The following is a 12,307-nucleotide window of genomic DNA, read 5'->3' on the forward strand; positions in this document are numbered from 1 at the left end:
GCCCGACCGGCCCGCGGTCCGTTCATCATGAGGCGGTGTCGAAGCCGAGGGCGTCGAAGTTCTTCACAACCGACTCCCACGCTTCGTCCGCAGTCGCGCCACCGGACTCCACGAGGCGGATGCCGTCGGTCACGAGCGTCTGGATGCCGGCGAAGTTCTCGCCGCGGTAGCCCCCGGCCGCGGCGTCACCGGCCGCGGCGGCGAGCTCGCCGTACACCTGGCCGAGCTGCTGCCCGCCGAAGAACTCGTTCTTCGTGTCGGCGATGTCGGCGCTCTCGATGGCCTCGAGCTGCGACGGGAACTGACCGGTCTCGTGGAACCACTGCACGGCCGCGTCGGCCGTGGTCAGGTGGTCGGCCAGCACGACGGCCCAGCCGGTGTTGTCCCCCGTGGCGGGGACGGAGAAGAACGAGCCGCCCCAGTTGCCGCCGCCGTCGGGGAACGTGCCCGATACGCGCCAACCGTCGATGCCGTCGGCGTTCTCGGCGATGATTCCCGCCATCCAGGCGGGGGTCACGACCGTGGCCCACTGCTCGTTCTGGAACCCGGCGCCCCAGTCCGCATGCCCGATGGGGATGCCGGCCGAGATCCCGTCCTCCGCCGCTTCCGCGAACGTCATGAACAGGTCCTTGATCTCGGTGTTCCCGGCCATGTCGTACGGATCGCCCGACTCCGGGTCCTCGAACGCCGCGGGGAGCAGGTTGATCGCCGCCTGGAATGCGCTCGAGAGCGAGTCGATGAAGTAGTTGTCGGCCATGGCCACGTACTCGCGGCCGGCATCGAGGAACGACTGCCACGTGGCGGCGTCGCCGCCGATGAACTCGGCGAACGCGTCGGCGTCGCCTGCGACCCCGGCGGCGCCGGTCATCGCCCCGTTGTAGGCGATGCCGAGGGGGCCGATGTCGGTGCCGTAGCCGCGGACGGCGCCGTCGGCCGATCCCTGCGTGACCTTCCAGTCGACCCAGCGGTCATCGATCTCGGGCAGCTCCACCCAGTCCTGCGGCACCGCCATCATCTCGGTCCACCAGTCGAGCTCGATCAGATGCACGTCGGACAGTCCCGCACCGTCGGAGGAGAGTCCGTTGCGCAGCACTGTCTGCGCCGAGGCGCCGTCGGGGAACGAGTTCACGACGACCTCGATGCCGTACTCCTCCTCGAACGAGGCGAGGAGGTCCGGCGGGAAGTCCATCCAGGCGGCGACGGTGAGCTTCTCGGGCTTGTTGTCCTCGCTCGCCTCCTCGGCCTGGGCGGAGTCACCTCCGCCGCCCGAGCACGAGGCGAGCAGCAGGGCGCTGACCGCGATGGATGCCGCAAAGGCGGCGGCGCGGGTGCGTGTCTTCATGATGTGGTCCTTTCGATACGTCGTTGTTCGTGTGGATCAGCAGGGTTCAGGCGGGGACGCGGGAGACGGACATTACGGCCCAGGGGGCCAGCGTGACGTCGATGGTCAGCTCGCCCCCGGCATCCACCAGGAGGGTGCGCCGATCGAGCTCATCGGCGACCCCGGCCAGGTCGGCGACCTGCTCCCGCGTGAGATTGAGGGGCTCGCCGAGCGCGTGCCAGGCCGCGGCGACGTTGCCGTGATCCTGGTCGAGCGTTTCCACGAGATAGGCGTCGCCGGGGGTGAGCCCGGCGACCGCGTGCGTGATGCGCCGCTCCGGTCCCTCCACGGCGAGCCGGGCGGCATCCGTGTGGCTCGTGGCCGATCCGACCGAGCGGGAGCCCATCGAGTCGGGGTAGTTGAAGAACAGCGCTGCGAGGCCGCCGTCGTCGGTGCGGGTGATCACGCCATGCTCTGTCCGCAGGGCGAGGTGGGCGCCGAGCCGCTTCAGCATCGCCATCGCGTGGAAGGTCGGCTTGTGGATGCCCTGCTCGTTCACGAAACCGAACCCGCCGTGGAACGGACCGATGCCGCCGCCGCCCTCCTCGAAGACGTCGGTGAACGTCCAGTACGAGATCGAGTCGGCGAGGTCGGTGCTCTGCAGGAACGCGCGGACGATGTAGGTGGCGGCGAACACCGTGTCGTGCATGTGGTCGCGGCTGGAGGGCGACGTCGACCACTCGGTGATGTGCAGCTCGGCATGCGGATAGGGCGACGCGGCGATGAGCTCGCGCATGACCCGCAGATCGTCGCGGGTCGCGTCGCGACCGCGGCTGATCGGGCGCCCCTTGCCCTGGGTGTCGAAGGCGAAGTCGGTCGGATAGAGGTGCGTCGAGAGGAAGTCGATCGGGATGTCACGCTCGACGCAGTAGGCGATGAACTCGTGGATCCACACCGGCTTCCACGGCAGCACGTCGGGGTCGCTCGCCTCTGCCGTCGCGGCCTCGACGCTCTTGTCGTGGTACTCGCCGTCATACCTCTCGTCGGGGACGAACACCGACGACGACGGCCCGCCCACCTTGAACGCGGGATCGATCGCCTTCAGCGCGAGGGCGGTGGCGGCGTACAGCTCGAAGTACTCCGTGCGCGTGCCGGTCCAGAAGTGAGGGACGAGGTTGGGCTCGTTCCAGACCTCGAAGGGCCAGGTGCGCACCTCGTCGATGCCGTAGCGGTCGATCCAGTGCGTGACGGTGGCGGTGACGAGGTCGACCCAGGCCTGCATGTCGTTCGGCGGGCTGCAGTGCGCCTTCCACCAGAACAGCGTCTCGGTCTGCGTCGCCAGCTCACGGGGCATGAAGCCCAGCTCCACGAAGGGGCGGGCACCTGCTTCGAGGATGGCGTCGAACACCTTGTCGACGTACGCGAACGTGTACACCGGCTTCGCCAAGGGGGTGGGCGGGCCGAAGCCGCCGCCGTTGGATGCCCGGTAGACGAACATGTCGTCGTGGAAGACACCGTGGAACCGCACGTACCGGGCGCCGAGCGTGTCGACCGCCTCCCGGAAGTGCGCCTGCCAGTCCGCCCGCAGCGCCTCGTTCGCCCGGCCCGCCCCCACGCACTCGTTCCAGATGTGCCGGAGCGGCATCTCCCCGGCCGACTGGCCGTCGATCGAGAGCATGGGCGTGGTCGCGACGGACACAAGACCTCCATTGGTCAGAAATTGCACTTTGCTTGCGAAATGGTTTCGCGAGCGATAGCTTCGGCGGAACGAGGCGACTGCGCGTTTCAGCAGGCCTGGCGAAAAGATAGCGAGCGGTGCGCGGCTCTAGCAACGCTGATCTTTCGAAATAGTTTCGGGGGCAGATGAGAAACGGGAAAAGCAGTCGGGCGACGCTCGCGGACGTGGCGAACGCCGTCGGGGTATCGACGGCGACGGTGTCGAAGGCACTCAACGGGCGCGGCGACATCGCTGCCGAGACGCGTGATCGCGTGCTGGCCGCCGTCGCCGAGCTGGGGTACCGGCCGACGACGGTGTCGGGCGGCGCATCGACGCGGCGGGCGATCGCGGTGGTGTTCGACGTTCCCGCCTCGCCCTACATCCTCGGGGTGCTTCAAGGCGTGCTCGCCGCAGCAACGGAGACGCACGTCGACCTGCTCACCCGCCTCGCGCCCCCGCGGGCGTCACGCGGTCAGCGCGCCGTGGCACGCGACTGGGTGCTCGAGCAGCAGGCATCGGGCGTCACGGGGATCATCGGGCTGACGCTCTCGGCGCCCGACGCCCTCATCGACGCCGCCAGCAACGCGAGCCTCCCCTTCGTCATCGTCGACCCCGTCGACACGAGCCACGCCCGGATGGTGAGCGTCGGGTCGAGCAACTGGGCCGGGGCGCGCACCGCGACGGAGCATCTGATCGACCTCGGCCACCGCCGCATCGCCTGGATCGGCGGGCCCGAGACGTCGACGGCGGCGCGTGACCGCCTGTACGGATACCAGGCGGCACTGGATGCCGCCGGCATCGCGGTCGATCCGTCGCTGATCCGCGCCGATCACTTCACCGTCAGCACGGGCGCGATCCACGCCCGCGATCTGCTCACCGCGCCGGAGCCGCCGACGGCCATCATGGCGGCCGACGACGAGATCGCCGTCGGCGTGCTCGCCACCGCGCACGAGCTGGGCGTGCGCCTGCCCGAGGACCTCAGCGTCACCGGGTTCGACGACACCCCGCAGGCGGCCTGGACGACCCCGCCCCTCACGACGGTGCACCAGCACCTGGAGGGAATGGGCGCGATGGCGGTTCAGACGCTGCGGGTCATGGCCGAGGGACAGCACCCGTCCTCACGACACGTCGAGCTGGCGACCAGCTTGACCGTGCGGGAGAGCACGGCACCGCCCCGCCGACGCTGACGGCGACGGCGGGACTCAGGGCAGCAGGCGTGTCACGAACGCGTCGACCACCTCGTCTATGGACGTTCCCGGGTCGATCGGAGAGGTGAGGAGGTCGAACACGAGCCCTTCGATCGCGTAGTGCAGCAGCACGATCTCGCGGCGCCCGCCGGGGAGCCCGGCCTCGGCGTTGAAGGCGATGTCAGCCTCGAGTCCTGCGCGCTGCCATTCGCCGAGCGCGGCGGCGAGCTCGGGCCGCCGTGCGGCTTCGAGCCGCAGCTCGTAGAGCGCGAGGGTCACCTCGGGCTGCGCCGTCAGCCGACGCACGATGTCGCGCACGTGCGCCGCGAACAGCTCCCGACTGGGTGGCTCGGCGGCCCTCGCCTCGAGGTCGGCGGGGGCCGGGGCGAGTCGCGCGCCGATCCGCTCGAACAGCCCCGCGATCAGCGTCTCCCGCGTGCGGAAGTAGTTGGACGTCGTCCCGACCGGCACACCCGCTTCGGCATCGATCGCCCGATGCGTGAGGCCACGCGATCCTTCGCGCGCCAGCACCGAGATCCCGGCGTCGGCCAGGGCGCTGCGCCGCGCCTCGTTCTTCGCCATGCCGACCACCCTAGCCCGCAACCACGACAGCTGCTATGGTTCCAACCACTTCACCTGTAGTTATTGGAGCGATGATGCGAGACCTCACCTATTTCGTCGCCGTGAGCATGGACGGCTTCATCGCCGGTCCGGCCGGCGAGTTCGACAGCTTCCTGGTCGAGGGCGACCACGCCGTCGACATCTGGTCGCGGTACGGCGGCACCGCCCCCACCGACCTGGCCGTAGCGGGGGGCCTGTCGGTGGCGGACGGCCCCTTCGACACCGTGCTCATGGGCTGGAACACGTATGCCGTCGCCCTGCCCGCGTTGCCGAGCCCGTATCGCCACCTGCGGCAGATCGTCTTCACCCGCGACCACGAGGCACCGCAGGGGGCGACGGGTGTCGAGTTCACCGACCGCGACCCCGTGGAGGTCGTACGAGACCTCAAGGCCGAGGACGGCGGCGGCATCTGGCTCTGCGGCGGCGGCGCGCTCGCGGCATCGCTCGCGGACGAGATCGACCGCCTCGCCCTCAAGCTCAACCCGGTGCTGTTCGGCGACGGCATCCGCCTGTTCGGTGATCGCCCCTATCACCCGGCGGCGCTGGAGCCGCTGGGAGTCACGGCCTACGAGTCCGGCGTGGTGCTCGCCGAGTACGCGCGCAGCTGAGGTCGCGGGCGGGCGCTGCCCACTGTCAGCGCGACCCGCCGGCGCTGCGTGTGATCACGATCACGACGGGGCACGCTCTGCTGGCCGGCGGTGGCACAGATGGACGCCTCCCACTCTCCTTCTTGCCACAACTCTTGCAGGCCGACCTTCGCGAGGGGGCGACCGGAACCCTGGAACTGGCGCCTGTTGACGCTCGCCCTGCTCGGGGGCGGCGTGCTGCAGGGCGTCATGGATACCGTCGCGAACGTCTATCTGGCCAGCAGCATCGGCCTGATCTGCGATGCGCTGGACTGCACCCCGCAGGACCTCATCTCCATCGAACCCCGGGATGCCGGTCGCTAGCCGAGGCGGTGCGCAAGCGGCGCTCGCCGGCTGCTGATCCTGCTCGGATGAACGGCGCCTCCTTCGCAGGACGGCTGCAAGTCGGCGTCGAGAGGCCGGCTCCGATCCAGGAGCGAGAGTCGCTCGCCGCGGTGGCGGCATCCCACGCTCCGGCTCAGCGCTGGTACAGGGCTCGGGAGGTGTACGCCGTTCTGCCGTTGAGCTTGGCGGGCAGCATCTGCTTCGCCTGCATCGCCGCACGGTAGTCGGCTTCCGTCGTCAGCGCAGGGTCGTTCTTGATGTTCTGGAAGACCAGGCGGTTGGCATCCGACGCCGCTTGCTGATCTGCGCAGTCCGTGGCATCCCAGCCGAACTCGTTGTCCATGCGCTGCCGGTTGGCGGCGGTCGAGATCCATGTCACATCCGCGGTGTACGCCTGGACTTCGAAGTCGACCATCTGGGCGAAGGACGGCACACGGGTCGTCAGCGTCTTCGCCTGGCCGATGTGCACGAGTTCGTGCAGCAGCGCGACGAACGCCTGCCCGCGCACGAAGTCCTCCGCGACGATCTGCGCGGCGCCCGCGCTGATCATCGACGCGATGGTCTTCTGGAACAGCTTGGTGTTCACATAGATGCTCTTCGCATCGTCGGTCCAGGCGGCGTAGGGCACGGCCTCGAACGTGGCGGCGTTTCGGTGGCGCACCATCGGACGCAGGGTGATCCCCGCCAGTGAGACCCCGGCCGATTTCGCGTCGGCACGCATGGCGTCCAGGAGCGCCTTCGCGCTCGTGGCCAGGGCGCTGGTCGAGGCACTGCCACCGCCGAAGGACGCCGGGATCAGCGGCACGCCCAGCGCCGCCGTGGTCGCCCCCAGCAGATCCGGCGAGACCGCCGCCGCGTCGTCGGCGAAGGCGAGTTCGCGCGGGAACTGCCCGACCCCGGGCATGACGTCGGGCGCAGTGCCGCCGTCGCCGTCGCCGGCTCCTCCCACGGCCTCACCGCCCGACGAGCCACCGCCGGTGCCGCTCGCGGCGGCACGCCCGCCCGCGCCTGCACCAGACGGCACCCCGCGCTCATCCATGTCGCGACCGTGGTTGATGCGGGCGCCGTCACCGGAGATGCCGCCGGCGCGGCCCTTCTCCGCTTCGCCGGTCTTGATCGCCGAGAACATGTTGGCCGCGGCCTTGCCCATCTCGGTCGCCTGCGTCGTCGCCGCCTGGAAGTTGGTGCTCGCGATGCGACCCGCCTCGGTCGCGGCATCCAGCGTGCCCGCCGACGCCGCCTGCGCAGCGGCCTGAGTGCCCGCAAGCCCCGCCATGTCGCGGAACATGCTGCCGTTGGCGAGCGCCCCGAGCGCGGCCGCGAGGCCGGCCGGGTCAGGCACCGACGTGGGGGTGGCGATGTTGAGCACGGGCGCGCCGAGCGCCCCGGGGGTCAGGTCTTCTGCGGTCGCGCGCGAACCGGTCCCCACTGGGGAGATCTCGGGCGGCTGCAGCGGGATGGGCGAGTCCTGCCAGTTCCAGAAGCGCGTGATGTCGAGCTTCTCCGCAGCGTTCGAGCGCCCCAGCACGGCCTCCGCGAAGACTCCGGCGGTGGGGATGGGCACGAGCCGGGTCGATTGCGATGTGAAGTCGACGCCCCGGTCCTTCAAGACGTCCCCCCAGGTCGGGAAGGCCGCGAGCCCGCTCGGATCACCGGCCTCGGCGGGCGCGCGCAGCACCAGGTAGTTGCCGCTGACCGCCAGTGGCGTGGGCTCGACCTGCTCCGCCAGCGGCCGCCCCAGCCAGGACACGTCGGCGAGGAGGAGCGCGAGGGATGCCGCGTCGAGCCGCCCCAGCACGACGCGGGTGTAATGACTGCGGTTGGCCTGCAGGTGCTCGAGCAGCTCCCCTCGGCGGTCAGCGGCATCGCCGTGGAAGATCACCACCTTCTGCATCGCGCCCGTGGCGAGTAGCGAGACCGGCACGACCGCGATCGCGGCGTGGCCGTCGGATTCGAACCGGATCACCATCGATCCCTCCGCCGCGGCACCGGAGTCATGGCCGACGCTGATCGATTCCAACCCGCGCATCGGGATGCCACGGGGGAAATCCACCTGCTGTTCGGCAGCCGCCACGACGAAGGTGCTCGCTTCGGCCGACACCCCGGGCTGGTCCAGCCGCACCCGGCCGACGGTGACGTCGTCGAAGGCGATCGACGTCACCCGGGCGTCGCCGGGGACGACCTCGGCGATCGGGCCCGGTCGCACGACGGTGAACTTCGACACCACCCGCGACGGCACGACGTGCGCCGTCGCCGCGAGCACGCCGGCACCCTCATCCACGACCTCTTCCAGGGCCGCCGCCCCCGTGCGCCGAAGTGCCGCGCGCGCCGCCGCAGTCGCGGGGGTCGCCGTCGCGGCGAGGTCGAGCACATCGGCCACCCGGATCGGGAACGGCACCCGCACTGCGCCGCGCACCTCGATGCGCCCACGGTCATCAAGCAGTAACTCGGCCGCGCGCGGCGTCAGCGCACCCGCCAGCAGCTCACCGCGAAAGCGGGCGACCACATCGGCACCGCCCGGTGCGCTGAAGTCGAGCAGCTCGAACGGGAGGAACAGCGCGCGGTCGAAGCGATTCAGCTCCACCGCCACGCGATAGATCTGCACCACCTCGTAGTACTGCACGGTGAGGGCGTGCATGTGGTTGTAGTTCGCCACGATGCGCGTGCTGACCTGCTCGTGCTCGGATTGCGAGACTTCGCGCACCGCCGTTGCGCGGCGGTTGCGCACCGACGTGGCGTTCTGCTCGGTGCGATCGTTCACCCGCTGGTTCATCTCGGCCAGCACCGATCGCGAGCCCACCGACCACGAGGCACTCGTCGCCTCGGATCGGGTTTCCGACGACTGGCTCGTGGCCGACCCGCCACCGCCGAAGCCCAGCGCGCCGACGGCGGAGCCGATAGACCCGGCGATGCCGCCGCCGACGCTGCCGGCGATGCCCTTGCTCTTGCTCGACGACTTCGCCCAGCCCGTCGCGATCGAGCCGCCCTCCTGCATCTCGTCGGCCACCGCGTTCTGCACTTCGCTGATCGCACGTACGTGGCTCGTCGAGTTCGACAGTCGCTCGCTCTCATCGATGCTCTCGCTCGAGGTGGCGGTGGTCCGCCGGGTCCAGTCGATCACAGCGAGCCGGGTCGCCTCACCCGGGGCCAGTGCGAGCGAATGCACCATGTGGCCGAGGGTGATGCCCTGCGCGAACCACGACTGCGCATAGGTCGCGACGGCGCCGATCGCTGGTGTGCCGAAAGCGAGCGACCCGCTCGCCAGTCGTGCCAGCGACAACGGCTGCGAGAGCGGCTGCTGATTGCGAGCCGCGTCGGTCCCGAGCATGAAGAGGGTGTCGTAGTAAACCCGCTCGGTGGGGTACTCCCCCATCGAGGGGCGCAGCTGCTCGGCCGCTGCCTCGGCCTCGTCGATGCCGAGGTCGCTGCCCGAGGCAGCCGACACCATGGCGTGCGCGGCACGACGCGGCGGCCACAGCGCGAACTCGCGGATGCTGGCGACGGCCAGTGCCGCCGTGAGTGCCGCCGCCACCGCCTGCGACAGCCCGTGCATGCGAACAAGCGGCAGCTCGGGGATGCCGGCCGGGTCGAGGTCCGCGCCCGACGGGCCCAGCAGGTCGCGCGGCACGAGCCGCACGTCGCCGTCAGCCGCGGCGACGGCCGCCGCTGCCCGTGCGAACACCGACGACGAACCGAGGTCGAAGATCGTCTCGATCGCGAGCGGCGCCAGCGCGGCGGCTGCGGTGTCGCTGACGCCGATGAGTTCCGTGACGGGTTTTTCGAGCAGCTCGCCGAGGCTGAGATCGGAACTGGTCTCGCGGACGAGATCGGCGAAGAAGGCAGGCATGGAGATCTCCGAACCCGAGCCCGGAGGCTCGTACGCAGGTAGCGAGGAGAGCGCTGCGCAAAGCCGTGCGCCGGGGCGTCGTCGACTCTGCTTGGCGCGGGAGTCTACCCCCGCGCGGGAAGGGCCGACAGGGGCGGCATCCCCTCGCAGCCCCCGCGCACCCCCTCCCCGGCTCCCCCATCGCGCAAGACGCGGCGAGTGACCGACCCCGAACGCTAAGGGCTCGGTGGGTGCGCCGGCGCCGTGGTCGAGCTTCGTCGAGCTCGACCACGGCGCGGGGTGTCTGGCGCGTCCGGCCGAGGGCCTGGGCGCGGAGTGGTGTCAGACCGTCACCAGTGGTTCGGTCTCCCGGGTGACCGACCGGGTGGCAGGCACCTCGACGGGGAGGTTCGCCTCGCGCACCTCCTGGTACTGCGGCAGCTGGGTGTACAGCTCGTCGCGCAGCGGGTTACGGCGCAGCTTGATGATCGTGCGCAGCTGGTAGGCCGCGACGGCGACGTTGGCCGCGAGCGAGATGGCCGACACGACGAACAGGGCGGTCGGGTTGTGCGACGACTGCACGGCGAACGGAGACGAGGTCACGAACGTGGGAACGGCCATCGTGAACATCATCCACAGAGCCAGCGTGTGAGCACGGTGTTGCAGCCAGGCGCCCTTCTTGATGAAGAAGGCGGGGATGGTGCAGGAGATGAGCAGGGCAGCGCCGGCGTAGAACGAGTGGTCACCGACGCAGTTGTAGACGTAGGCGAAGTTCCACAGGTCGTACGCGATGACCCAGAACCACATCATGTCGGGCCAGATCATGTCCTTCGACTTGTCGCGAGACACGATGATGCCGGCCCAGCCGCAGATGGTGACGAGGTTCAGGATGCCGGCGATGGCGTTCATGTAGTTCCAGGGGCCGCCGACCATGAAGACGCCGTCGTGCATGCCCTGCAGGCCGGCCACCTCGAAGTCGCGGATGACGGCCTCGCCGATGTTGATCGCGAGGATCAGCGGGGGGAACAGCAGCATCCAGCGGTTCGCCGCGAGACGCGGCACGTAGCGGATGAGCATGAAGCCCAGGCATCCGATCAGTGCCGAGTAGACCTTCACCCAGTGGAACCAGGTACCGGTCGACGAGCCTTCGCCGGCCGTCGTCGGCCACACGAAGATCGTCAGCAGAAGGGGCAGCACCACGAAGAAGCCGATGCCGGCCCACTTCCAGCGCCGCGTGACCTCGTTGAGCGCGATGAGGCCGACCAGGACGACCCCGAACATCGCCCAGGAATACCAGGGAATCGATTCGTACAAGAACATGTGTGTGGACCTCTCCTCAGCGGCCCGCCGGACGCGTGCCGTCCGGTTAACCACGGTAGAAATCTGCGCTCATCTCGTCATTAGACAATCGATGCGATGTGTCCAGGAACGCCGGGCGGTACCGTGAGGCATGGTCGATGCGGGCTCCGAGGCGGGTCGGCGGGCGGGTGCCCGCGACGCGTTGGCGGCCGCGCTGAAGGCACGACTGCGCACCGAACCCCTCCACAAGGTGACGGTCACGCAGCTGACGCGCGACTGCGGCTTGGCCCGACAGGCGTTCTACTACCACTTCCCCGACGTGCGGCATCTGGCTGTCTGGGTGTTCGAGACCGAGGTCGCGGGCCGGGTGCGCTCCTTCACCTCGGAGCTCGGCTGGGCCGACGGGCTCGTGCGACTGATGCTGTACATGCGCGAGAACCGCTCGTCCACGCTCGGGGTGCTCGACGGGCTGGGCCGTTCGGGACTCGAACGCTTCCTGTTCCAACAGATGCGGCCCGTGACCGAAGCGGTCATGGACCAGGACGGCGGGGGCCCGGTGCGCGCGGAGGATCGCGTGCTGGTGGTCGACTTCTACACCTCGGCGGTGCTCGCCGTGGTGCTGCGCTGGGTCTCAGACGGGATGGTCGAGCATCCGTACCGCGTGGTCGGCGATCTCGAGATCATGCTGCACGGCGCGGTGCGGGAGTCGGTGCGCCGGCTCGACGAGCGCGCCGCGCCGGGGGCTGTGCGCCCGCCGGCGAACTGATTACAAAAAGGTAACGACGAACCCTTGTGGGTCGTTATCTTTCCGTTATAGAGTGCTCGCACGGTAGTTGTTTTGCTGTGGCAACTACCCTTCATGTGATTGCAGGACACTCTTGGTGCAAGGGACAAGGGCCGGTCGGGAGCCTCTCCGACCGGCCCTTACTCTTGCCGTCTTGACCCGTCGCTTCCTCCCCAGGATGGATCTTTTGCGGGTTGTCCACAACGTGGGTTGATCTGGGTTTTCCGGGCTCTCAATGTCGGTGGGGGTCGGCAGGATGGGGGTATGAACAGTTCCCCGACCCGTCCCGTGGATGCCGTGTTGTCGGCGTCCGGGGTGGTTGCGGAGCTCGTGGCGACGGAGCGGGGCATCGCGGCGTTGCAGGCCCGGCAGTTGGTGCTGTTGGGTCGGGCGGGGCAGATCGCGGCGGAGCAGACCGTCCGCATCCCGCTCGGGTTGCAGCGGGAGCGGGAGATGCCGTTGCGGTCGATCGCGGCGGAACTGGCCGCGGCGATCCGCCGGTCGGATCGGGGCATGCAGAACCGCATCCACCAGGCCACCACCCTGCTGGACCGGTACCCGGCCGCGGTCGCCGCGCTCGC

Annotated in this window: 9 protein-coding genes and 1 pseudogene; 5 read left to right on the forward strand and 5 right to left on the reverse strand. The window is 69.6% G+C overall.

The genetic code is table 11. The features are described from left to right. Window positions 1–25 precede the first annotated feature (25 nt). Both ACFVR6_RS09215 and ACFVR6_RS09220 read right to left on the reverse strand, forming a co-directional pair. Entirely contained in the window at window positions 26–1,342 is a 1,317-nt protein-coding gene (locus ACFVR6_RS09215) for a carbohydrate ABC transporter substrate-binding protein (RefSeq protein ID WP_386961636.1), read from the reverse strand. A gap of 46 nt (window positions 1,343–1,388) precedes the next feature. Next, complete coding sequence (locus ACFVR6_RS09220; RefSeq protein ID WP_386961639.1) at window positions 1,389–3,020, reverse strand: GH39 family glycosyl hydrolase; 1,632 nt, start codon at window positions 3,018–3,020, stop codon at window positions 1,389–1,391. 203 nt (window positions 3,021–3,223) lie between these two features. On the opposite strand from ACFVR6_RS09220, the gene ACFVR6_RS09225 reads away from it, so the two are divergent. Further along, on the forward strand, window positions 3,224–4,225 hold the full coding sequence (locus ACFVR6_RS09225; protein ID WP_386961642.1) for a LacI family DNA-binding transcriptional regulator: 1,002 nt from the start codon (window positions 3,224–3,226) through the stop codon (window positions 4,223–4,225). A gap of 15 nt (window positions 4,226–4,240) precedes the next feature. Here ACFVR6_RS09225 and ACFVR6_RS09230 read toward each other — a convergent pair whose 3' ends face one another. Then, the gene (locus ACFVR6_RS09230; RefSeq protein WP_386961645.1) at window positions 4,241–4,807 is read right to left on the reverse strand and encodes a TetR/AcrR family transcriptional regulator; all 567 of its coding nucleotides are present in this window, start codon (window positions 4,805–4,807) and stop codon (window positions 4,241–4,243) included. 74 nt (window positions 4,808–4,881) lie between these two features. Between ACFVR6_RS09230 and ACFVR6_RS09235 the strand changes: the two genes are divergently transcribed. Further along, window positions 4,882–5,454: a dihydrofolate reductase family protein gene (locus tag ACFVR6_RS09235; RefSeq protein WP_386961647.1), complete on the forward strand. Its 573-nt coding sequence runs from the start codon at window positions 4,882–4,884 to the stop codon at window positions 5,452–5,454. Window positions 5,455–5,640: 186 nt separating this feature from the next. Further along, window positions 5,641–5,796: a helix-turn-helix domain-containing protein gene (locus tag ACFVR6_RS09240; protein ID WP_386961651.1), complete on the forward strand. Its 156-nt coding sequence runs from the start codon at window positions 5,641–5,643 to the stop codon at window positions 5,794–5,796. A gap of 154 nt (window positions 5,797–5,950) precedes the next feature. Here the strand turns inward: ACFVR6_RS09240 and ACFVR6_RS09245 are convergent, their stop codons facing one another. Then, window positions 5,951–9,664: a hypothetical protein gene (locus tag ACFVR6_RS09245; RefSeq protein ID WP_386961654.1), complete on the reverse strand. Its 3,714-nt coding sequence runs from the start codon at window positions 9,662–9,664 to the stop codon at window positions 5,951–5,953. A gap of 321 nt (window positions 9,665–9,985) precedes the next feature. Then, window positions 9,986–10,963, reverse strand: a complete 978-nt coding sequence (locus ACFVR6_RS09250) for a DUF5692 family protein (protein ID WP_386961657.1) — start codon at window positions 10,961–10,963, stop codon at window positions 9,986–9,988. Window positions 10,964–11,093: 130 nt separating this feature from the next. Between ACFVR6_RS09250 and ACFVR6_RS09255 the strand changes: the two genes are divergently transcribed. Together ACFVR6_RS09255 and ACFVR6_RS09260 are read left to right on the forward strand one after the other, a co-directional pair. Further along, complete coding sequence (locus ACFVR6_RS09255) at window positions 11,094–11,708, forward strand: TetR/AcrR family transcriptional regulator (protein ID WP_386961660.1); 615 nt, start codon at window positions 11,094–11,096, stop codon at window positions 11,706–11,708. A gap of 282 nt (window positions 11,709–11,990) precedes the next feature. After that, window positions 11,991–12,307 (forward strand): annotated as a pseudogene (locus tag ACFVR6_RS09260) (hypothetical protein); the annotation flags it as partial.

Source organism: Microbacterium sp. NPDC058021, assembly GCF_042885955.1.
Taxonomy (GTDB): Bacteria; Actinomycetota; Actinomycetes; order Actinomycetales; family Microbacteriaceae; genus Microbacterium.

Coding starts and splice junctions, on each gene's coding strand:
- ACFVR6_RS09230 (WP_386961645.1), bottom strand. CDS start 4,807: ATGGCGAAGAACGAGGCGCGGCGCAGCGCCCTGGCCGACGCCGGGATC.
- ACFVR6_RS09215 (WP_386961636.1), bottom strand. CDS start 1,342: ATGAAGACACGCACCCGCGCCGCCGCCTTTGCGGCATCCATCGCGGTC.
- ACFVR6_RS09250 (WP_386961657.1), bottom strand. CDS start 10,963: ATGTTCTTGTACGAATCGATTCCCTGGTATTCCTGGGCGATGTTCGGG.
- ACFVR6_RS09245 (WP_386961654.1), bottom strand. CDS start 9,664: ATGCCTGCCTTCTTCGCCGATCTCGTCCGCGAGACCAGTTCCGATCTC.
- ACFVR6_RS09235 (WP_386961647.1), top strand. CDS start 4,882: ATGCGAGACCTCACCTATTTCGTCGCCGTGAGCATGGACGGCTTCATC.
- ACFVR6_RS09255 (WP_386961660.1), top strand. CDS start 11,094: ATGGTCGATGCGGGCTCCGAGGCGGGTCGGCGGGCGGGTGCCCGCGAC.